At 69.8% G+C, this 21,488-nt stretch carries 19 protein-coding genes and 2 pseudogenes; 10 read left to right on the forward strand and 11 right to left on the reverse strand.

All coding sequences use genetic code 11. The features are described 5' to 3' along the window. Positions 1–74: 74 nt before the first annotated feature. The 5 genes from metF to ACN28I_RS11850 all read left to right on the forward strand — a co-directional run bounded on the left by metF (position 75) and on the right by ACN28I_RS11850 (position 5,170). The gene (gene metF / locus ACN28I_RS11830; RefSeq protein ID WP_420942149.1) at positions 75–947 is read left to right on the forward strand and encodes a methylenetetrahydrofolate reductase [NAD(P)H]; all 873 of its coding nucleotides are present in this window, start codon (positions 75–77) and stop codon (positions 945–947) included. A gap of 11 nt (positions 948–958) precedes the next feature. Next, positions 959–1,357: a hypothetical protein gene (locus ACN28I_RS11835; RefSeq protein ID WP_420942150.1), complete on the forward strand. Its 399-nt coding sequence runs from the start codon at positions 959–961 to the stop codon at positions 1,355–1,357. A 145-nt stretch (positions 1,358–1,502) separates the two neighbouring features. Then, positions 1,503–2,390 carry an alpha/beta fold hydrolase gene (locus ACN28I_RS11840; protein ID WP_420942151.1) on the forward strand — a complete coding sequence of 296 codons (888 nt, stop codon included), beginning with the start codon at positions 1,503–1,505 and terminating at the stop codon, positions 2,388–2,390. A 78-nt stretch (positions 2,391–2,468) separates the two neighbouring features. Beyond that, positions 2,469–2,897, forward strand: a complete 429-nt coding sequence (locus ACN28I_RS11845; protein ID WP_420942152.1) for a hypothetical protein — start codon at positions 2,469–2,471, stop codon at positions 2,895–2,897. A gap of 206 nt (positions 2,898–3,103) precedes the next feature. Then, positions 3,104–5,170, forward strand: a complete 2,067-nt coding sequence (locus tag ACN28I_RS11850) for a TonB-dependent receptor (RefSeq protein ID WP_420942153.1) — start codon at positions 3,104–3,106, stop codon at positions 5,168–5,170. 16 nt (positions 5,171–5,186) lie between these two features. Here the strand turns inward: ACN28I_RS11850 and ACN28I_RS11855 are convergent, their stop codons facing one another. The 3 genes from ACN28I_RS11855 to folD form a co-directional block, all read right to left on the reverse strand. Continuing rightward, positions 5,187–6,200, reverse strand: a complete 1,014-nt coding sequence (locus ACN28I_RS11855; protein ID WP_420942154.1) for a DUF3592 domain-containing protein — start codon at positions 6,198–6,200, stop codon at positions 5,187–5,189. A 110-nt stretch (positions 6,201–6,310) separates the two neighbouring features. Then, the gene (locus ACN28I_RS11860; RefSeq protein ID WP_420942155.1) at positions 6,311–6,853 is read right to left on the reverse strand and encodes a hypothetical protein; all 543 of its coding nucleotides are present in this window, start codon (positions 6,851–6,853) and stop codon (positions 6,311–6,313) included. Between the two features lie 10 nt (positions 6,854–6,863). Continuing rightward, on the reverse strand, positions 6,864–7,709 hold the full coding sequence (gene folD, locus ACN28I_RS11865) for a bifunctional methylenetetrahydrofolate dehydrogenase/methenyltetrahydrofolate cyclohydrolase FolD (protein ID WP_420942156.1): 846 nt from the start codon (positions 7,707–7,709) through the stop codon (positions 6,864–6,866). A 79-nt stretch (positions 7,710–7,788) separates the two neighbouring features. Here folD and ACN28I_RS11870 point away from each other — a divergent pair. Together ACN28I_RS11870 and ACN28I_RS11875 are read left to right on the forward strand one after the other, a co-directional pair. After that, positions 7,789–8,121: pseudogene (locus ACN28I_RS11870) on the forward strand (TerB family tellurite resistance protein); the annotation flags it as partial. 76 nt (positions 8,122–8,197) lie between these two features. After that, positions 8,198–8,545 (forward strand): DnaJ domain-containing protein, encoded by a 348-nt coding sequence (locus ACN28I_RS11875; protein ID WP_420942157.1) that lies wholly within the window; start codon positions 8,198–8,200, stop codon positions 8,543–8,545. 10 nt (positions 8,546–8,555) lie between these two features. Here the strand turns inward: ACN28I_RS11875 and ACN28I_RS11880 are convergent, their stop codons facing one another. After that, positions 8,556–9,818 carry a mechanosensitive ion channel family protein gene (locus ACN28I_RS11880; RefSeq protein WP_420942158.1) on the reverse strand — a complete coding sequence of 421 codons (1,263 nt, stop codon included), beginning with the start codon at positions 9,816–9,818 and terminating at the stop codon, positions 8,556–8,558. Between the two features lie 104 nt (positions 9,819–9,922). After that, entirely contained in the window at positions 9,923–11,632 is a 1,710-nt protein-coding gene (locus ACN28I_RS11885; RefSeq protein WP_420942159.1) for an alkaline phosphatase family protein, read from the reverse strand. Between the two features lie 232 nt (positions 11,633–11,864). Between ACN28I_RS11885 and ACN28I_RS11890 the strand changes: the two genes are divergently transcribed. Continuing rightward, positions 11,865–12,428, forward strand: coding sequence for a hypothetical protein (locus ACN28I_RS11890; RefSeq protein WP_420942160.1), 564 nt, complete (start codon positions 11,865–11,867; stop codon positions 12,426–12,428). Between the two features lie 168 nt (positions 12,429–12,596). Then, positions 12,597–14,263 (forward strand): annotated as a pseudogene (locus ACN28I_RS11895) (ATP-binding protein). Here the strand turns inward: ACN28I_RS11895 and ACN28I_RS11900 are convergent. From ACN28I_RS11900 to ACN28I_RS11910, 3 genes are read right to left on the reverse strand one after another with little or no spacing between them, the layout of a single operon-like run. Then, the gene (locus tag ACN28I_RS11900; protein WP_420942161.1) at positions 14,257–15,366 is read right to left on the reverse strand and encodes an AI-2E family transporter; all 1,110 of its coding nucleotides are present in this window, start codon (positions 15,364–15,366) and stop codon (positions 14,257–14,259) included. The pseudogene ACN28I_RS11895 and the gene ACN28I_RS11900 overlap by 7 nt on opposite strands. A gap of 26 nt (positions 15,367–15,392) precedes the next feature. Further along, complete coding sequence (locus ACN28I_RS11905) at positions 15,393–15,923, reverse strand: DUF421 domain-containing protein (protein ID WP_420942162.1); 531 nt, start codon at positions 15,921–15,923, stop codon at positions 15,393–15,395. Positions 15,924–15,933: 10 nt separating this feature from the next. After that, the gene (locus ACN28I_RS11910) at positions 15,934–17,208 is read right to left on the reverse strand and encodes a DUF2254 domain-containing protein (RefSeq protein ID WP_420942163.1); all 1,275 of its coding nucleotides are present in this window, start codon (positions 17,206–17,208) and stop codon (positions 15,934–15,936) included. A 173-nt stretch (positions 17,209–17,381) separates the two neighbouring features. On the opposite strand from ACN28I_RS11910, the gene ACN28I_RS11915 reads away from it, so the two are divergent. Then, positions 17,382–17,516, forward strand: a complete 135-nt coding sequence (locus ACN28I_RS11915) for a hypothetical protein (RefSeq protein ID WP_420942164.1) — start codon at positions 17,382–17,384, stop codon at positions 17,514–17,516. Positions 17,517–17,528: 12 nt separating this feature from the next. Here the strand turns inward: ACN28I_RS11915 and ACN28I_RS11920 are convergent, their stop codons facing one another. From ACN28I_RS11920 to thrA, 3 genes are all read right to left on the reverse strand, one after another. Next, positions 17,529–18,110, reverse strand: coding sequence for a hypothetical protein (locus ACN28I_RS11920; protein WP_420942165.1), 582 nt, complete (start codon positions 18,108–18,110; stop codon positions 17,529–17,531). A 419-nt stretch (positions 18,111–18,529) separates the two neighbouring features. Beyond that, positions 18,530–18,712, reverse strand: a complete 183-nt coding sequence (locus ACN28I_RS11925) for a PLP-dependent transferase (RefSeq protein WP_420942166.1) — start codon at positions 18,710–18,712, stop codon at positions 18,530–18,532. Further along, entirely contained in the window at positions 18,709–21,216 is a 2,508-nt protein-coding gene (thrA, locus tag ACN28I_RS11930) for a bifunctional aspartate kinase/homoserine dehydrogenase I (protein ID WP_420942167.1), read from the reverse strand. Before thrA ends, ACN28I_RS11925 begins: the two co-directional genes overlap by 4 nt. Between the last annotated feature and the right edge of the window lie 272 nt (positions 21,217–21,488).

The raw sequence follows: 21,488 nt of genomic DNA on the forward strand, positions 1-21,488 counted from the left end.
CGGACTATAACCGCGCACCTCCCTCAATCAAGGCTCTCGGGGAACCCCCTGGAACGTTCTAGACTGCTCGCGTCATGAAGATTCGTAATCGTTTGAATCCATCCAACCCGTGCTTCTCCTTCGAGTTCTTCCCGCCGAAGACCGACGAGGGCACCGCCAACCTGCTGAAGACGCTGGAGGACCTGGCGCCGCTGGAGCCGGGCTTCGTGTCCGTCACCTATGGCGCGGGTGGCAGCACCCGGGACAGGACGGTGGAGCTCGTCACCCGCATCAAGCGCGAGACGGGCATCGAGGCCATGGCCCACATCACCTGCGTGGGCCACACGCCCGGCGAGCTGCGCGAGGTGCTGCATCGGCTGAAGGACGCGAAGGTGGAGAACGTGCTGGTGCTCCGGGGGGATCCGCCCCAGGGACAGACGGCCTTCGAGCCCGTGGCCGGGGGTTTCCGTCATGCCTCCGAGTTGGTGCGCTTCATCCGGGAGGAGGATTTCAACTTCAGCCTGGGCGGGGCGTGCTATCCGGAGGGCCACGTGGAGACGGCCTCGCGTGACGACGACCTGCGTCATTTGAAGGAGAAGGTGGACGCGGGCCTGGACTTCGTCATCACGCAGCTCTTCTTCGACAACGCGTTCTACTTCGACTTCGTGGAGCGGGCGCGCCGCATCGGCATCAACGTGCCCATCGTCCCGGGAATCATGCCCATCACCAACTACGAGCAGGTGCAGCGCTTCACCCGCATGTGCGGGGCCACGGTGCCCATGCGCCTGGGGCTGCAGCTCGAGCGGGTGAAGGATCAGCCCGAGGCGCTGGTGCAGCTCGGCGTGGCGCATGCCACGGTGCAGTGCATGGAGCTGCTGTCGCGCGGCGTGCCGGGTATCCACTTCTACACGCTCAACAAGTCTCCGGCGACGCGGATGATCGTGAGCGCCCTGAGGGCCCGGACATGAGTGGACCTGGATTGAACGTTCCGCGGAGCGATCCGCGCTGGCCGGCGCTGCGGCGGCTGCGCCCCCCGGCGTTCATGCTGATGAACGTGGGCGTCATCACCATCGCCTATGCCCTGGTGATGGCGGCCGTGATGCGGGGCTGGCTGCCCGCTCCGGCGGATTTCGCCACCTCGCTGCGGGGGCAGACCGAGTGGGAGGCCCCGCTCAAGATGATCGTGTCCATCCTGGCTGGGTTGCTGACCATCGTGGGGGCATGGAGCGCCTTCGGCCTGCGCCGGTGGGGCCTGGTGGTGGTGGGCGCGGTCACCGCCATCACCCCCGTCACGCCGGTCTGCTTCCTGGGCTTCCCCTTCGCCCTGTGGACGCTGTGGGTCCTCAGCATGCCCGAGGTGCGGCAGCACTTCACCTGACCGCGCCGCGCCAGGAGGCGCGAAGCCACTCCCTGGGAGTTCCACGCAAGAGCCCGGAAGTCCAGTCACAGCGGACTTTCGCTCTGGGGCGGCCGGCCTTATCCTGCGCACGCAGCCGTCCAGCCAGCCCACCGGGAGTCGGTCCTTGCAGCATCATTACGCGGACATCAATGGAGTCACCCTGCACTACGTCACGCATGGTGCGGGAGAGCCGATCCTCTTCATTCACGGGTTCCCCGAGTACTGGGGCGCCTGGAAGAAGCAGCTCAACGAGCTGGGGAAGGATCACCTCGTCATCGCGCTGGACCTGCGTGGCTACAACCTGAGCTCCAAGCCGCGGGAGGTCGAGGCGTACCACATCAAGCACCTCGTCGAGGACATCCGCGGGCTCATCCAGCACCTGGGGCTGAAGAAGGCGTCCATCGTCTGCCAGGACTGGGGCGCGCTGCTGGGGTGGAGCTTCCTGCTGCGCCACCCGGACCTGGTGCACCGGTTCATCACGCTCAACATCACGCACCCCGCCCTGTTCGACCGCGAGCTGCGCGAGAACCCCCGCCAGCAGCTCGCGGCCCAGTACATGCTCGTCTTCCGCTCGCCGCAGGCCGAGCCGCAGATCATGGGCGACGACTTCGCCTGGCCCAAGCAGGCCGTCTTCAATGACGCCCGGGCCCACGGCGCCATCCTGTCGGAGGAGGACACCTCCGAGTGGATCAGCGCCTGGAAGCAGCCGGGGACCATCACCTGCATGCTCAACTACTACCGGGCGGCGAAGATGGGACCGCCGGACGGTGAGGGCCACCCGGGCGGCAGCAACCTGCTGGAGGGGCTCAAGCCGGAGCAGTTGGTGGTGCAGACGCCCGTGCTCCTCATCCATGGCGAGCAGGACACCTACCTGCTTCCGGACGGGCAGCGCGGGCTGAAGGAGCTGGTGCCCAACCTGACCATCCACCGCATCCCCGACGGCACCCACTGGATCGCCCTGGAGAAGCCGCGGGAGGTCAGCCAGCTCGTGCGCGATTTCGTGCGCTCGTAGCGCGGGCCTTGCAAAAGTGGCCCGTTCGTGGCTTGGGGAGGCGCACTTTCCAGCCACGAAGAGGAGCACCCGGTTTTGTTGACGAGGGAGGACCGCCGAGATCTGGGCTGGCTCGGCCTGTGGGTGGCCGTGTATGGCCTCGCCTTCGCGCCGGTGCTCCACGCCATCTACGGGCACGGTGGCGCACTCCCCTCCTCCTCCGCGCCCGCGGCCCGGGTCTGGGTCTCCCACCAGCGGGCTGAAGCGCCCGAGCCCCCCGCCCCGCACGACGAGAGCCAACCGCACTCGCACGGCCCGGCGGGCCCACACGGAAAGCACCCGGACAAGCCGGCCGGCCACACGCACGGCACCGGCAGTGTCGAGCACCTCCAGGCGGTGGCGCTGCCCTCGCTCGCCCTGCCCCCCTTCCGGGTGTTCTGGGTCGAAGTCGGCGCCCGGCACCTGGGACAGGAGCGCGCCCAGCCGGGTGCGCCGCTCCGCCCCACCGCGATGCCTCAGGCCCCGTAGGCGGCACCGACGTTCCACACGCCGGTCTGTCTCCTTCGTTCCCCCTCTCGCATCGAGGTCGTTCCCCCATGCTGTCTACTCGCGCGGCCCCTCTGGCCGCGATCGCCGCATTCGTGTGCGCTGTTCCCGCTCTCGCGCAGGACCCCGCTCCCTCCGACGCTCCCGTGCTCCCCGCTCCGGCCGAGCCTCCTCCTCTGGAGGCCCCCGTGGCTCCCCCGCCTCCCGCCCCCGAACCGGAGGCGCTCACGCCCCGGCCCCCGGAGGAGTCCTCGCACATGCGGACGACGGTGACGGCACGGCGGCCCTTCACGGCGGCCTCGTCCTCCACGGTGCGGGACCGGGACTTCCTGCTGCGCCCCCATCCGCGCCCGGCGGACATCCTCCAGGTGGTGCCCGGCTTCTACGTCGTGCAGCACGCGGGCGGCGGCAAGGCCAACCAGTACTTCCTGCGCGGCTTCGACGCGGACCACGGCACGGACGTGGCGCTCTCCGTGGACGGCATCCCCGTCAACATGGTGAGCCACGGGCACGGCCAGGGCTACGCGGACCTCAACTGGGTCATCCCCGAGCTCATCGAGCGCGTGGAGGTGCGCAAGGGCCCCTATTTCGCGCAGGACGGGGACTTCGCCACCGCGGGCGCGGTGAACCTGGTGACCCGCCGCGACTTCGAGACGAGCCAGCTCACCCTGGGCGGCGGCTCCTTCGACACCTGGCGCGGACTCTTCGTCGCCGCCCCGGATGTGGAGGGCTGGAGCCCCGTGGTGGCCGGGCAGGTGTACGGAACCAACGGGCCCTTCCTCAACCCCGAGCGGTTGCAACGCTACAGCCTCCTCACCCAGGTGACGCGCCACGTCTCCCCCACCTCCACGCTGGCGCTGGCGCTCACCTCCTACGGCAGCGGCTGGAACGCGAGCGGCCAGATTCCCCTGCGCGAGGTGAATGCCGGCAGGTTGGATCGCTTCGCCACACTGAACGGCGCCGAGGGCGGCAACTCGCAGCGGCACAGCGCCCAGGCCACCTGGCGCACCCTCACCCACGACGGTGAGGTGAACGTCATGGCGTACGCCGTGCAGTACCGGCTCAACCTCTACTCCGACTTCACCTTCTTCAGCCGCGACCCGGTGAACGGAGACATGATCGAGCAGAACGACCGGCGCACGATGCTCGGCTTCAACGCCTCGTACCGCTTCCGGCGCCAGTGGGGCGGAATCCACTTCGACACCACGCTCGGCACGCAGCTGCGCAGCGACACCATCGACAACGGGCTGAGCTACGACAGGGACCGCGAGCGGCTGGAGCGCGTGGTGGACGCCAGCATCCGCGAGGGCAGCCTCGGGCTGTACGCCCAGGAGGACATCACCTTCACGCCCTGGCTGCGCGCGGTGCTCGGCCTGCGCGCGGACTCCTTCGGCTTCGACGTGGAGGACCACCGGGAGGACCTGGCCACGCCCGGCACGAAGACCTCGGGGGTGGAGCAGGCCGCCCGTGTCTCGCCCAAGGCGAGTCTCGTCCTCACGCCGCTCCCCGGCACCGACGTGTACGTCAACTACGGCCACGGCTTTCACTCCAACGACGCGCGCGGCGTGGTGCGCCTGCCGGAGCCGGTGACTCCGCTGACGCGCGCGCGCGGGTACGAGCTCGGCGCTCGCACCCGGCTGTTCGGCCGGCTGGACGTGGCCGGCTCGGTGTTCCGGCTCGACCTGGACAGCGAGCTCGTCTGGGTGGGGGACGAAGGCACCACCGAGGCGCGCGGCGCCACCCGGCGCGAGGGACTGGAGGCCGAGGCACGGCTCGAGGTGCTCCCGTGGCTCTTCGCGGACGCGGACGCCACCCTCACGCGCGCCACGTACGTGCAGAACGCCGGCAACGGTGACGCGGTGGCGCTCGCGCCCACGCTCATCCTCTCCGGCGGCGTGTCCGCGCGGCACCCGGGCGGCTTCTACGGACGGCTCGGCGTGCTGCACCTGGGCGATCGCCCCGCCACCGAGGATCGCTTCCTCACCGCCGAGGGCTTCACCCGCGTGGACGCGACGCTGGGCTACCGGGGCTCCTTCTACGAGGTGAACCTGAGCGTGCAGAACCTGCTCAACACCGCCTGGCGCGAGGCCCAGTTCGCCAACGTCTCACGGCTGCCGTCCGAGACGGGCCCGGAGAGCTGCCCCGTGGGGACCCGGCCCTCGGGCGAGGCGGACGCCTTCGAGGGGTGCGAGGATCTCCACTTCACCCCCGGCGCGCCCTTCAACGCCCAGGCGAGCGTGAGCTTCTTCTTCTGAGGATGGAGGTCCGGCGCTAGTACCGGACCTTCTTCTTCTTCGCCACGGGGGCGGGGGCACGCGGGGCCACGAGGGTAGACTCGTCGAGCCCCAGGCGGGCCTGCAACCAGTTCACGAGGTTCGCGGCCCGGTCCGCGTCACCCTGCCATTCCCGCACGAGCTCGGCGCGACCCGCCCCGTTGATACGGAGCATGCAACGGAAGTTCTCGGAGAGGCTTCCCTTGCTGCTCCGGCGGGTCTCCTTGTCGAGGAGCACGGACTTGATGGCGCTCCACTCCACGTCACGCCGCGTGGAGCGTCCGTGCGTCGCCGGCAGGGAGAGGGTCCGGGCCTGCTCGTCGAGGATCAGATCATGGAGCCCCGTGTCGAGCCGCGCCTGCCACCACCGGTCGGCCACCACGCCCGCGGCCACCGCGAATCCCCACGCCATCACCACCGCGGGCACTGGCGCATCGAGCCCCATCACAGCGCCCACGGCGATGCAGAGCACGAGGGCCGCCGCGCCCGCTCCCGCGAGCCCCATGAGGAGGGGGGTTTTGTCCGTCAGACGCACATGCGTGCGGCCGTTCCGCTCGAAAACCCGGACTCCCAACCGGGACTTCCTCATCGAGCGCACCGCCAGGAACAGGCCCACGAACAAGGCGAGGTTGACCGGCGTGAACCCCAGCAGCAGCAGCAACGTGCGTCCCTGCACGCCTTTCACCAGGACCGATTCCCAGGGCGAGCCATACCGGTAGAACACCCGGACGGGGGAGCCCACGCGGAACTCCGGCCCCGCCCACGCCGCCGGGTCGGAGGAGGTCCGCACGGAATACTGGTAGTTGTTCCCCTGGAACGTGCGCCCCTCCACCTCATAGGTGTACTGCAGCGTCTCCACCCCCCGGGTGGTGATCGTCCCCATCACGCTCGGGTAGGTCGTCGAGTACAGCTCGAGGGAGAAGCTGCGCAGCAGGCCCGCCTCGAACGTCACCAGGCCGAACGCGAAGGGAGCCAGCATCAGGGCGAGGCATCCCAGGTTGAGGGAACGCATGGCTCCATCCTACCGCGCCGTCCGGAGGAAGCCTCGTTACCAGCTCCCCTGACGGGCGAGCAGCGGCTCCACCATCGGCCGCACCAGTTCATCGCCGCGCAGCGCGCGCCTCACGTCCCCTTCTTGGGAGCGGCCTGGAGGGCCTCGTAGATGATGTGCTGCCCCGAGGCCAGGTCGTGCAGGACGAGGATGACCTTGTCGGCCTCCAGGTTCGCGTCCATGTCGAGGATGATGTCGCCCTTCCCCTGGCTGAGGGCCGCGTGCATCCCGTCGTAGCTCTCCTTCAGCCGGCGCGTCTGCAGCTCGCCCCGCGCGTCCAGCCACGCATAGCTGGCCACGGTGTCGGGCCCTTCCCCGTCGTGGGTGGACTCGTAGTGGTAGACGAGGCCCCAGGCCGCATGCCCCTCCAGCAGGAGCGGCTTGTAGAGCGCCTGGTAGCGCGGCTGCGCGAGGTAGCCGTTCTCGCCCCAGACGTCGGGGCGCGGCGCGGGCACCGCCAGCTCGCGAGGCAGCGGACGGCGCCGCAGCTCCTGCAGGCGCCGCCGCACGAGCGGTCCGGCAATGGCCGGCTGCTGCTCCAACTTCGAGGAGAGGCGATTGACCATGTACACGACCGCGGCACCGGCCAGGAGGGGGAGAAGGGGGAAGGCCATCGAGGGGGGATTACAGCGAGGCCTTCGCCGCCTCGAGCGTGTTGCGCATCAGCATGGCGATCGTCATGGGCCCCACGCCGCCCGGCACCGGCGTGATGAACGAGGCCCGCTCCTTCGCCTTGTCGAACTCCACGTCGCCCTTGAGCTTCCCATCCGGCATCCGGTTCATGCCGACGTCGATCACCACCGCCCCGGGTTTGATCCACTCGCCCTTGATCAGCTCCGGCACGCCCACCGCGGCCACCAGGATGTCCGCGTTGGCGACCTCGGCCGCCAGGTTGCTCTTGCGGTGGCACACCGTCACCGTGGCGTCCGCCGCCAGCAGCATCAGCGCCATCGGCTTGCCCACGATGTTGCTGCGCCCCACCACCACCGCCCGCTTGCCGGACGGGTCGCACCCCACCTCCCGCAGCAGCCGCATCACGCCGAACGGCGTGCACGGCCTCGGCGCCTGCTTGCCCACCGACAGCATGCCCGCGTTCATCGGGTGGAAGCCGTCCACGTCCTTCTCCGGCCTCACCGCCGAGATGATCCGCTCCGCGTCGATGTGCTTGGGCAGCGGCAACTGCACCAGGATGCCGTGCACCGCTGGATCCTTGTTCAGCTTGTCCACCAGCGACAACAGCTCGTCCTGGGAAATCTTCTCGTCCGGGTGCAGCTCCCAGGAGTTGAAGCCGACCTCCTCGGCCGCCTTCTTCTTGCCGGTGACGTAGATCTTCGAGGCGGGATCCTCTCCCACCCGGACCACCGTCAATCCCGGCACCAGGCCGCGCTCGGCCTTGAGCTTCTCCACTTCCGCCTTCACCTCCGCCCTCACCCGCGCCGCCACCGCTTTTCCGTCGATCAACTGGGCCATAGCGCGGCGGACTCTATGCGAAACTCCCTCCTGGCAAGGGAGTGAAGCGAACGTGGCACCTGGAAAAGTTCTCGGAGCGATGCTTGGACTGGCCGTGGGTCTGTTGATCGGCGGACCCCTGGCCATCGTCCTGCTCGTGATCGCCGGGCTCGTGGTGGGCCATCAGGTCGACGAGCTGAACCTCCTTCCCTCCGACACCGCGGAGCCGGAGAACACCGTCAAGCCCGTCACCCGCTCCCCCCAGGAGTTCGCCGCCCAGGACCATTTCGCCCGCCACCTGTGCGCCCTGTTCATCGAGGTGGCTCGCGCGGATGGAGACGTGGTGCGCGACGAGGTGCGCGTGGTGCGCGAGTATTTCGCGGACCGGCTCAAGTATGGCCCCGACGCGCTCGGGCTCGTCGCCCGCTACCTCAAGGAGCACCTCGCCCGCCCGCCGTCCCTCGAGCACGCCGCCGCCGCCTGCCGCGACGAGCCCCACCTCCGAGCGCATGCTGCTGCTCGATGCCCTCTATGGACTGGCGCTCGTGGATGGCCACCTCCAGCGCGCCGAGCAGGACACGCTGCGCCGGGTCTCCCAGGGGCTCGGGCTGTCCGAGGAGGAGTTCCGCTCCGTCACGGCGCGGCACTTCGGCGATGGGCAGGTGCACTACGCCCGGCTGGGCCTCACCCCCGAGGCCAGCGACGCGGACGTGAAGCGCGCCTTCCGCCAGCTCGCCGCCACCCACCACCCGGACCGCGTCGCCAACCTCGGCAAGGGCGCCGTCGAGCAGGCGTCCCGCCGCTTCCAGGAGATCCGCGAGTCCTACGAGGAGATCCTCCGGCTGCGCGGGCGGTGAGCCCCACCACTCACGCCCGTCTCCCCGGCGCGTCCGTGGGCCGCCCATCCGCTCCGAGGAACTGCACCTGCTGGCGTGGCAGCACGGGGATGATCCGGCCAGCGTGGGCCGGCTGGTTGAGCTCCACCATCACCCGCTCGGCCAGCAGGCTCTTCCACTTGCGGCGCTGCCGGGCGTGGACGAGGTAGCGGATGGTGACATTCGTCCAGGAGTCGGCGAGGGAGACGTAGACCTCGGGCGCGTCCGCCACGCTCGTCTCCAGCCGGACCTTGCGCAGCAACGCCTCGTACTCGTGAGCGGGGCCGGCCATGTCCTGGCCCACCACCTCCACGGCCAGAGTGCGCAGCAGTTCCAGCGCGTAGCGCAGGTCCGACTCGTTGGCCACTGGGACGAGGAGCTCGTCCCAGACATAGGGGAAGTCCCGGGTGAGGTTGACGACGGTGCCGGTGAGCACCTCGCTGTTGGGGAAGGTGATGAGCCGGCCCGTGGGCTGCTCCGCGTGCACGGCGCCGGGCCGGTCCGCGCTGCCCAGCTCCCACAGCGTGGTGGAGAGGAAGTCGATGGCGTAGACGTCTCCGAAGACGTCCCCCACCTGGACACGGTCCCCCACCCGGTAATAGCCCTGGAAGGAGTTGAGCAACCACCCGGTGAAGCTCTCGATGGGAGTCTGCAACGCCCAGGAGAGCGCGAGACCCACCAGCCCCACCGAGCCGAGCATCGCGCGGATGTCCCCCGCCAGCACGCTCACCGCGACGCCGGTGCCCAGCAGCCACACGCAGATGCTCACCAGCGCCGTGCTGGCTTCCGCCCGGGACCAGCGCCCCAGCACCCTGTGCAGCAGGGCTCGCATCCCGCGGGCCACCACCCAGGTGAGCAGCAGCGTCCCCAGGACCACGGTGAGCTTGGGAAGCGCATTGAAAAAGCCCTGGCGCACCCCCAGCACCGTCCGCTCCGCTTCGGCGCTCGCCTCGCGCGCCACCTCCTCGGGCCGCACCTGGCGCTTCGACTCCTCGGGCGCGTCCGCGGGGGCATCCGCGGTGGCGGTGACCCCACCATCCTGTGCCAGGGCCTCCTCGGCCGGTCCCAGCAGCAGCAGCAGCAGGCCCGTCAGCGCCACCGCGATGATCGACGCCTTGCGGAAGGTCCGCAGCCGGAAGCGGGCCTGCTGCACCGGCACCACGGCACGGCGCGCGACCGCTCGTCCGAGGCGGGGCTTTCGTCGAGAGGGGCGGCGCACGGAGCGCCGGGAGATCTGGAGCCTGGGCGGTCGCATTCCCCCGGAGTCTGGTCCTCGCCAACCGGGCAGGCCCGTGACTTCCGCGCGGAGCGTCCGCCTCTGGACGCACTTCTCCAGCCGGAGGACGTTTCGAGTGGCGCTCACCGGACCCCGAGCAGCTCCCGCACCAGCGGGGTGACATCGAGCAGGGAGGGCTGCGTCCCCACGACTGGCTCCACCCGTGCTCGCACCCGGGCCCCCTCCTCACCCGGCCGCGCGACGATGAAGGTGACGCGGCTGTCCTGGGCACTGGGGCTTCCGTGCCAGGAGTGGTAGTGGCCGGCGAAGTAGTAGCGCTCGGAGATGGGGCGCTCCAGGCCCGTGCGCGTCAGCAGCAGCACGTCCCCGGCGCGGTGCCCCCGCGGTCCGGCGCCGAGTTGCTCCATGCGCCTGGCGAGGTCCAACAGGTCGGGCCGCGGGTGGGCCGCGAGGTACTCGGGCACGGGCACCAGCCGCTCCCCATCGAACACCTGGAAGGGCGGTGCGTCCTCGCCCACGGGACGGCCCGCGCGGGTGAAGATGAGATCCAACGCGCCCTTCATGTCCGCCGCGCCCTCCCCCGTCATGTTCGCCCGGTAGAAGGCCCGTGCCACCGGCAGCACGTCCTCCTCCAGGCGGGGCGGGCGGTTCCAGTCACAGCGTTGGCCCGGCTTCGGACAGGTGGAGCGGTCCGCGAGGTACACGTAGGCCATGGCGCCCTGGTAGGCCACCACCGCCTGGAAATCCTGCTCCGGCGGCTCCACCTCCAGCTTCAGCGGGCGCAGCCGGAAACCCGCGCGCGCGAGCACGGCGGTGGGCTCGTCCTCCCCCTCGGCGGACAACGCGTGCCGGTCATCGCCGAGCACGGGTGTGTGGCCATGATCCGAGACGAAGAGCACATAGGTGTCCTCCAGCACTCCCGCTTCCGAATAGGCGGCCAGCACGCGGCCCACCAACGGATCGAGCACCTCGCGCACGTAGCGCCGCTGCTGCGCCAGTGGCTCCGGGGCCACATGGGAGTACAGGTCCACGCCCGGGAAGTAGACCACCTGGAGGCGGGGGACTCCGTGCTCGCGGAGCGTCTTCAGGACGTGCTCCACGGACGAGGAATCCAACTCGGCGTAGGTCTCCCGCTCGACATCCGGAGCCCCCACGAGGCCACGGGCGAAATCGACGAGCAGGTCCGCGGCGGCGTGCGGCTCCGGGGTGGTGAAGAGGTCGGCCCCCCGGTACACGTGCGCGAGGCTGACGAAGGCCCGCACGTCGGCCAGCTCGAAGAGCGTGGGCACCTTCAGGGCCTTTCCCACGAGCCCATCCGTGAAGGTGTGCAGCACGTCCTCCTTCGCATTCACGGAGACGGGCGCGGGGGCGTAGAAGCGGACCTCGTCCCGGGCGAACCACTCGTTGCCGGGTACGCCGGTGCGCGCGGGAGGCTGTCCCGTGTAGACGGACGCCCAGGCGGCCACCGTCGTCGACGGAAGGATGCTCAACGCTCCGGGGACGGAGAAGCCGTGCTCGAAGAGGTGCTCGCCGCGCTTGGGGCCCAGCAGCGTGTGGATGGAACCGGAGGCGTGCTCGCGCACGGCCTGGTGGAACTCGTTGGCGCCCACTCCATCGAGCGCGAAGAGGAGCACGCGGGGCCCGGGGGTGAGCGGACGCATCGGCTCACGCAGCACGCGGTCTCCGCCCGTGGCGGCCAGCTCCACGCTCTCCTTCAGCGTCTCCACCGTGGGGGGGGCCGGGCGCAGCAACCACCACGCGCCCGCGGCCACGAGCAGGGTCACCACCCCGGCGCCCACTGCCCCCCACCGTTTCACGTGTCTGGAAGCCATGGCACCCTTCCCTCACAGGGAAGCCGACCCCCTGCCCTCGTACAAGGGAGGGGGCGGACGGTTGTCGGAGCGGCGACACCCGCGGGGTCCACTCCCTCCAGCTCCCGGATTCCGCACGAGGACTGGGACCTCCAGCGTGCGCTCCAGCCCCTGGCTCGTATTGCCGCACGGAACCTCCATCCATAGGTTTTGTTTGGGAACAAACGAAACATGTCGAGGAGGAGGAGGAGCCATGACACGAATCAGGAAGCAGGCGCGGCGTTTCGCTCTGGCCGCGGGTTTTCTGTTTCTTCCCGCGCTGGCGGTGGCCGCCGATCAGGGAGCCAAGAGCCAGGGCAAGGAGGCCGGCCAACAACCTCGAGCAGCGGCCGCTCAGTCGAGCCCCATGAATGTCGAGCAGCTCAACGACAAGATCGCCCAGCACGCGGGAAAGCAGGTCTCCGTCGCGGGAGAGATCGAGGAGTGGCTCGACGCACGCACCTTCGTGCTGGAGAGCGGCGGCCTCTTCGATGATGAGATCGCCGTCATCATTCCTCCCAATGCCAAGGGGATGGACGTCCAGCGGCTGCGCGAGGACACGGACATCGTGGTGTCGGGCACCGTGCGCTCGGTTCCCATCGTCGAGTTGGAGCGCGAGCTGGGCTGGGATCTCGATCCCCAGCTCGAGATAGAGGCTCGAGGGGACGAAGAACTTCCTGGTGGCCGATCGCATCACGCGCCAGCGCGACTGACGAAAGCGGCGTCGTGCCGTCCCGCCGCCTGGAAACGCGGGGCGGCACGCCCGCCGCGGCCATGAGTGCTTGGCAGCGCCATTCCCGGAGGGTACATGCATGAGATGCCCCGCATCCGGTTACGCACCAAGGTGATGGCCGGAGTGTCCCTGGTCCTGCTGCCGCTCCTCGGGCTGTTGCTGTTCGGCCTCGAGGAGAACTACGAGATGCGCCGGACCTCGCTGCTGAACGGCATGAGCCAGACCGCCAATACGTCGGGGCTGCTCGTCGATGCGTTGCTTCAGGAGAGCAGAAAGCTGGCGCAGGCGATCGCCGCCGAGTCCGACAGCCAGGAGCTGGACCTGGACGAAATCCAGGCCTTCCTCCAACGCCTCGCGGGCGAGCGCACCGACCTGGTCAACCTGGGCGTGTTCGACCTGGAGGGAAAGCCGCTCGCGGCCGCCACTCCCGGGCCCGTGGGGCTCGACATCTCGGATCGTCCCTATTTCCAACAAGCCCTCCAGACGAAAGAGCCGGTGGTGTCGGAGCTCATCATCGGCAGGACGGTGAAGCGCCCCGCCGTGGTGGCCGCCGCACCGATCATCGGTGAGGACAAGCAGATCCAGGGCGTGGTCACCGTCAGCCTGCGGCTCGATCAGCTCGCGCGGCGGATGCTCGACATCGGCCTGCGGCCCGGGCAGGCCATCTTCGTGGCCGACCCCCGCGGGCGGCTCGTCTTCCATACCTCGCGGCAGGAAGCCTCCTGGGAGGAGCGGGATCTCTCCGGGCTCCCGGAGATCCAGCAGGCCCTCTCCGGCAACCCGGTGCTCAGCACGGAATTCTCCGGACTCTTCCGCCAGGACCGGCGGATCGCCGCGGTGGTCCCTTCGGTGCAGCACGGATGGGTCGTCGGCGTCACCTGGGGCACCCAGGAGGCCTTCGCGGACCTGAACAGGATCTTCCGGCAGCAGTTCGCGGCGTTCGTGACGCTCTCGCTCCTGGTCCTCGGGGGCGCCTGGGCCCTGGCCGCCTACCTCTCCGGAAGGGTCTCGCGGTTGGTGGCGCATGCGCACTCGCTCGGGCGTGGCGAGCTCGGCGAGTGGTCTCCGATCGAACGCTCGCTCCTGGGCACTGGCGACGAGCTGGACGAGCTCACCGAGGCCTTCAACACCATGGCGGGCGAGCTGAAGGCGGAGCGGGAGCGGCGCGAGACGTTCATCTCGTCCGTGGCCCATGACATGAAGAACCTCACCACGCCGCTGCTGCTCGCCGTGCGGCTGCTGCGCGACCCCGCGCGCCAGTCGCCCGAGGCCCGGGAGCGGACGCTCGGCAGGCTGCTCCACCAGACGGCGCGCATCGAGCGGCTGGTGTCGGACCTCCTGGATGCCTCGCGGATCGACGCCGGCCACTTCAACCTCTTCTTCCAGCGGCACGATCTGATGAAGCTGGTGCGGGGCATCATCGAGGAGCAGCAGGCGAGCGCGAGCGGACACCGGCTGGTGCTCCGGGGGCCCGAGGCGCTCGAGCTGGAGGCGGATCCGGATCGGCTCGCGCAGGTGCTGACGAACCTCGTGAGCAACGGCATCAAGTACAGCCCGGAAGGCGGAGAGGTGACGGTGACGGTCACGGAAGCCGAGGGCCAGGCCTGCGTCCGGGTCGTGGACAGCGGAATCGGCCTCCAGCCGCAGGAGCCTCGACCGAGGTGTTCGCGCCGTACACGCGCACCGCCGCGGCCCGGAAGATCCGTGGCCTGGGCCTGGGCCTGTACATCTGCCGGGCCATCGTCGAGGCCCACGGCGGAACCATCCGGGCGGAGAGCGGGGGGCGCGGCAATGGCGCCGCGTTCATCTTCACCCTGCCCTCCCGGCCTCGCGGCAAGGAGGTCCCACCGCCGGAGGCGTCGAAGAAGGGGCCTCAGTGAGGGAGGGGCATCTGGCTGTCCACGTCCTCCGGTTCCTCCGGCGGCGTCTCGCCGCTCCCCGGCGGCTCGCGGGTCCCCTCGAAGAAGGCCTGTGCCCCGGCCGTGAGGGCGGCCAGCAGCGGCACCGCGACGAAGGCCCCGGCGATGCCCGCGAGCAGGCCTCCGGCCGTGACGGCGAGGAGAACCATCGCGGGATGGAGCGGAAGGACGCGGCCCATCACCATCGGTTGGAGGACATTGCCCTCGAGCTGCTGGACGGCCAGCACGATGCCCAGGGTGATGAGCGCGTCCCGGGTACCGTCCGTGGCCCACGCCACCAGCACCGCGACCGCGCCCGCGATCAGCGCACCGATGACGGGCACGAAGGCGCTCAGGAACGTGAGCAGCGCGAGGGGGAGCGCCAGGGGGACCCCGAGGATGAGCAGCCCGACGCCGATGCCCACCGCGTCGATGAGGGCCACCACCACCGTCCCACGTACCCACCCTCCCAGGGTCTCCCAGGCCCGGCCCGTGGCCGCACGGGCCAGCCGGCGCCGCTCCGGCGAAAACGGCGAGAGGGCCGCGCGCATCAGGGAGCCCCCATCCTTCAGGAAGAAGAAGGTGAGGACGAGCGAGAGCAGCATCCCGCTCAGCACGGTGAGCAGCGCCGTGATACCGGAGGCAGCCCCCGTGGTGATGGTCCGCGAGTGCTGCCCCACCCACTGCTCGGCCCGTTCCCCCAACTGGTCCAGCGTGAGCTGCTCTCCTGGCAGGAACCGGGTGAGCGAGCGCACGAGCGACTCGGCCCGCTGCGCCAGCATGTCGGAGTTCGCCGCCAGTTGGGCGGCCGTCCTCGGGACGATCCACGCCAGGAGCCCCCCGATGAGCACCACCGCGAGCAGCACGGCGGCGAGCGCGGCCAGGGTGCGCGGAACGCGGTGCCGGGCGAGCCAGTCCGTCACGGGGTGAAGGAGGCTGGTCAACAGCAGCGCCACGAACACCGATAGGAAGACCAGGGGCAGCCGGCTGACGATGTAGCCCAGGACGAAGACGAAGCCGGCGACGAGCAGACACCTGCCGCTGAAGCGCGCGGCCCCCGCCAGTGTGGGACGTGTCCAAGCCATCTCGTTTCCCCCGTTTCTGTCCATCCTCAATGATGGAGCGGCTGCTCGGGACCAGGCACTCGTACATGGGACAGCGTCTCCGGCGGCTGCTCGGGCCGCTGGAGGACGGACAGCGAGCCGTCGGTCTCGAGCACGACCGCTTCGACGGCGTCGAGCCGAGCCACGCCTTGCTGCCGCAACACGGCCACCACCTCCTGCTCGACAATGCGCGCCCGGCGCATGGCCCCGGGCAGGAAGTGCCCCTGGTGGAAGAGCAGCAGGGGCTCGGACTTCACCAGGTGGTTGATCCGGGACGAGCGCACCGAGCTCCAGGTGACGAGGAACTGGAGCCCGATGAGGACGGCGAAGGCCAGCACCCCCTCGGCCAGTGACACGTCCTTCGACAGCAGCACCGTGGCCAGCGTCGAGCCCAGCGCCACCGTTACCACGAGATCGAAGGCATTGAGCTTGGAGAGGGTGCGGTTGCCCGAGATGCGCAGCATGACCACCAGCGCCACGTAGGCGCACACGCCCACGAGTGCCACACGGCCCAGGTCCGCCCAGCTATCGAAGAACATGCCATTCCTCTCAGTGGGGACCGTGCCCCTGTGGGTTGGCGCGGTGGGCCATCTCGGCTTCTCGCCCATCCGGGAATGCACGCCCGACGCTGGCATCCAGCAGCGCCAGTTGCCGCTCCAGCTCGTCACGGCGGAAGGCCGGAGCCACCCGCAGCAGATCCTCCAGCAGGAAACGCAGGCGCCGGGCAATCTGGACGGAGCCCTCGCCGTATTCGCGCACCTCATCCACCGCGAGCCGCACGTAGGCACTCCAGTCCGGACGCGGGCAGAGCAGCCGCACCGTGCCGTCCTCGTCCTCGCGGGACTGGGTGGGGAAGCGCCGGAGCACCATGCGGCGCAGCAGATCATGAAGCTGATCGATGGCCTGGACGGCCGTGGTGGGATCGTTGATGCCAGGAGAGAGCGCGCGCTCGGCGATGTCGACGAGTTGGCGGAAGCCAAAGGCGGTGTCCTGTTGAAGGGTCCGCTCCGGGCCGATGGCGACCGAATCCAGCAGGTCCTCCACATCGAGCTTCCCGGCCTCGCCCCAGACCTCGAAGAGCACGCTGCCATGGGGCACGAAGTCCCCCATCATGGGCACCAGGGCGAGCGTGATGCCGGCCTTCCGGGCACACGAGAAGAGACGTTCCTCGTCCACGGTGACGAGCACTCCGGAGGAGCCGGGATACGGCACGAGAAGTGACGGGAGTCCCGGGGGCCGCTCGAGGCGGTGCTCCTGCGTGTCCTCGCCGATGCCCTCCGGGTACATCCGCTCCAGGGTGTGGCGCGTCTCGTCGCGGATGCGGGTGAGGATGACCACGGCGCGGATGGATTGGGCCACGTGGTGGATGTAGAAGATGAAGGTGCCCACACACAGCAGGGAGAGCACGACCGCGAGCCAGACGGACAGCGACGGCACGTTGGGCTCTATTCCCTCCGACGTGCCGCGGACGGTGCGCAGCGCCAGCAGGGCGTAGACGAACGTGCCCACGAAGATGCCCAGGGCGAGCTGGCTCCGCCGATCCCGGAGAAAGGTGCGCAGGACACGTGGGGAGAACTGATTGCTGGCCTGCTGCAGCACGAGGATGGTGACGGAGAAGACGAGACCGGCGAACGTCATCATCGAGGAGCCCACCGCGGTGAGCACCGATCGGGCACCCTCGGGCCCTCCACGGAAGAGGTACCAGGCGTGCTCGTCCTGAGACAGGTGGGAGTCGAGCACGTGGGCGGCGTGGGAGAGGCCGATGGCCACGAGCACGCAGAGCGAGGGGACCAGCCAATAGCTCATCCCGACGCGCTCGGCCATGCGTGTGAGTCGTAGCTGCATGCCGCTCCCTGGCCGCGCAGCGCTTCCCGGCGCCGGTCCCGTGTCCCCCAGGAAACTGTTCCCGCCGGTGCGGCTCTGCAGGGACGCTCCTCCCGGCGGCTGGTGGGCAGCCAATCAGCCGCGCGCTCGCCCAACGTGCATCAGCGCGCCGCGTGGAACGCCTGTTCGAGGTCCCCAGCGCTGATCGCATCGCCAACCCCGGCAAGGGCGCCGTCGAGCAGGCCTCCCGCCGCTTCCAGGAGATCCGCGAGTCCTACGAGGAGATCCTCCGGCTGCGCGGACGGTGAGCCCCGAGGCCATCACCAGCGATCCCGGGTGAAGAGGCAATCAACGAGTAAGGCTTCTCCGAGCCCGTAGTTGGCCGTGCGCGGAACGAGGTCCGGCACCGGAGTGAGGAGGACGTCATTGGACAAGCGAGTGAAGCCGAAGGTGGACTCAATGAGCCCTGCGAGCTTCGTCTCGTGCGCCTGGAACTCAGGGGGAAACGGGGGAAAGCGAAACCAGGACTCCACTGTGGTGGCGAGTTTGTGCGTGTGGGAAGCGTAGAGGGCATACACCGGCGCCAGTTGGCTCAGCAGGGCGACGACGCAGTCGTACCGAGAATCATCCGGCATCGAGTTCGAAAGGGAGACCCGGACGCTGGTGCAAGGCTCATGATAGGGCACGGTCGTGTCCCAGACGTTGCACCCAGGGAACTCCTGGACGAGCCGCCCGATGAAGCCCTTCCAGGCAGGCGAAGGCTGCACGTTAGCGAGGAGCAGCCGGGTCAAGCGCTGGCTCTCATCCGAGTCCCTGTATCCAGGATCGTCGTTGCGCAGACCAGAAGGGTAGTAACAGTGGACGAGTCGGACGAGCGCGTCGGTGAAGGGTTCCGGCTTCATGCGGGAGATTCCTCACGCCCTTCCGGTGCGAGTCGGGCAGCCGCTCTTCCTACCGCCTCGAAGGAGGCGGAGGGCTTTCGTTCTCAGGGGAACGTCTTCCTGGAGACGAGTACCCGTTGGAAGCCGGTAACCCGGGCGCCCGGAATGCGAGCGGACACCGAGGTCTTCATGATGCGCTCCATGTGTTTCCTGAACTGATCACAAGCCAGAGCAGTCGGCAGATGCTCACGCAGAACGATGCGTGCGGCTTCGTCCGCCGCCTGCGCAGATGCCGCTTGTGCGGCTTCATCCAGAACCCATGTATTCCCGTACCTTTCCGGAACGCCCACCTCGATGTCGCAAGTGGCTGATTGGGGGAAGGCGGGAGAAATCCTGTACAGCCCGGTGGGAACCGTACGACGTGTGGGCCCGGAACGAAGTCAGCGCGCCGCGTGGAGCGCCTGTTCGAGATCCCCGAGGATGTCCTCGAGCGCATCCAGGCCGACGGAGTAGCGCAGCAGTCCATCCCCGATGCCCCGCTGGAGACGGATCTCCCGGGGCATGGCCGCGTGCGACATCATGGCCGGGTAGGACAGGATGCTCTCCACCGCCCCCAGGCTCACCGCCACCAGGGGCAGCGCAGGATGTCGGCCAACACACCGGCGGCGGTGACGTCACCGCCCGCGCCGGCGCCGCGGACGATGAGGTGGAACTCGCGGTAGCGCTCGGTGAAGAACGACACCATGGCCTCCGCGCCCTTCAACCCGGTGGCCGGGTGCGATGCGTCCACCGCCACCGGCCCCACCTTCACGCGGGGACCTCCGGGAGCATTGGGGAGTATCTGGGCGAGGTAGCGCAGGCTCCTGCCCGCCGCGCGGTAGCGGGACACCTGGGCGCTCACGTCCGCGTCCAGCGAGCCCAGGGTGCGCAGGAAGGTCTCCGGGTCCTCCTCCCGGAGGTGCTCGGGCGGGACGAGCGGCTCCACGGCCACGTCCTCCAGTTCGAGCTCCAGCCCCAGCTCGCGCGCGAGGATGAGGGCCTTGCGCGCCACGTCCAGGCCCGACAGGTCATCCCGCGGGTGGGGCTCGGTGTAGCCGTTCGTCCGGGCCGTCCGCACCGCCTGCGAGAGCGGCACGCCGTCCATCAGCGCATGGCAGATGGAGCCGAGCGAACCCGAGAAGCACCCCTCGATGCGCTCCACCCGGTCCCCGGTGCGCACGAGGTTCTTCAACGTCTCGATGACGGGGAGGCTCGCGCCCACGGTGGTCTCGTAGTGCCAGGTGCGGAAGTGCGCTCGGGCGAGGCCGTGCAGGGAGTCGCACTCCTTCCAGGGGCGCGCGAGCGGCTTCTTGTTGGCCGCCACCACGTGGATGCCCCGCCGGAAGGCCTCCGCGTAGAGCGTCTCCATGCCGTCCGCCGCGGTGCAGTCCACCAGCACCGGCACGGACAGGCGCGACAGCCGCTCCAGCAGCGGCTTCACGTCCGGAGGAGACGCGGTGCCCGGGGAGACGTCCGCGAGCCTCGCGTGGACCTCGGCGGGAGGCAGGCCCCGGGGCTCGAAGAGCGCGCGGCGGCTGTCCACCACGCCTACCAACCGCAGGGCCACGCCATGCCGGGCCTTGAGCGTCTTCGCGTTCTCCGCGAGCTGGGCGAGCAACCGTCCCCCCACCGTCCCCTTCCCCACCAGGAGGACGTTGATCTCCGTCTCGTTGAGGTTGAAGGCGCTGTGCACGGTGCGCACCGCCACGGCCGTGTCCTCCGCATCCACGGCGCACGACACACTGCGCGAGCTGGCCCCCTGGAGGATGGCGCGCACGTTCACGCCCACGTTCCCGAGCGCGTGGAAGAAGCGGCCCGCCACGTTCGGCCGGTGGCCCATGGACTCGGCGACGAGGGTGACCAGCGTCACCGGCGCGTGGGGAGGAGGAACGCGCACTTCACGACGCTCGCGCTCCCCTCGCAGCGCCGCCTCGAGCACGGCGTGGGCCCGCTCCGCCTGCGCCTGGGGCACCACCAGGGAGATGGAGGGCGCCAGCGCGGACAGGGTGCCGCCCCACACGGTGATACGGGCCGCCTCGAGCGCCTGCAACACGCGATGCCCGAGCGGCTCGTTGAGCGTGGGACGCAGCGACTCGACGTGGAGCAGCGCCAGGCGCTCCAGGCTGGTGACACTGGTGGGCCGGTGGGGATCCGGGTTGCCCTCGGCGTCGATGCGCGTGCCCGGGGCGTCCGGCTCGGTGGTGCCGCGGATGTGCAGCGCGGCCCCGCTCTCGAGCAGCGGAATCATCGTGCGCGGGTGGAACATGCGGGTGCCGAAGTGGGCCAGTTCCAGGGCCTCCGCGTAGGTCATCCGCGGCACGGGGTAGGCGTCACCCACCAGGGCGGGGTCCGCCGTCATGACGCCGGGCACGTCCGTCCACACCGTCACCTGCCGGGCCCCGAGCAGCCACGAGAGCAGCGTGGCGGTGTAGTCCGAGCCATTGCGGCCCAGCGTGGTGGTGCGCCCCTGGTGCGAGCGCGCGATGAAGCCGGTGATGACGGGCACCTTGCCCTCCCACCCGGGAAGGAGCGGCGTGAGCCGGGCGCGGCTCGCCTCGATGTCCACCCGGGCCGAGCCCGCCGTCTCGTCGGTGACGAGGAAGGTGCGCGCATCCACCGCGAGCGCGGGAATGCCCCGGGCCGTCAGGGCCCGCGCGACCAGCTCGGAGGAGATGCGCTCGCCCACGGACAGCACCTCGTCGAGCGTGGCCGGCGTGCACTCCCGGGTCAGCTCCACGCCCGTGAGCAACCGCTCGATGGGGGCCAGGAGCTGCTCCACCGTCTTCTCGTGCGCGGTGAGGACGACGCCCTCGAGGACCGTGCCCGCGATGGAACGGGCGAGGCTCCGGACCCGCACCAGCTCCGCGCCGCTGCCCGCCGCGTCTCCCCGGGCGGCGGCGCTGGCCGCGGAGATGAGCCAGTCGGTGGTATCGCCGAGCGCGGACACCACGACGGCGAGCGGGCGCTGGGCCTCGGAGATGAGGGAGAGGACGCGCGGCAGCCGTCCGGGCGTGCCGACAGAGGAACCACCGAATTTATAGACACACCACGGGCCGCTCCCGGCGTGGTGAGAGGAATTGCTGCTCACGGATGTCTTCCTTTCGGAACTGCGTGGGGCGAGGAACCGGGAGCCCACGGCGGAACGAAAGGCGGACGTCGGAGCTGAGCTCGGAACGTAGCCGTGCCGCGGGCGGAGTCAGGACGGAGACCCGGGCACCCGCGGCGCTTCAGAGGGGGAGTTCAGCTAGAAACGGCTGGAGTCCCATCCTCCCGCGAACGCGCGCATGCCCGGGCCACGCATGAGCATGGCCTCCATGGACATCGGCATTCGGGTGACAGGACGGAGCACGAAATTCTCCA

Source organism: Archangium gephyra, assembly GCF_049060025.1.
Lineage (GTDB): Bacteria > Myxococcota > Myxococcia > Myxococcales > Myxococcaceae > Archangium > Archangium gephyra_A.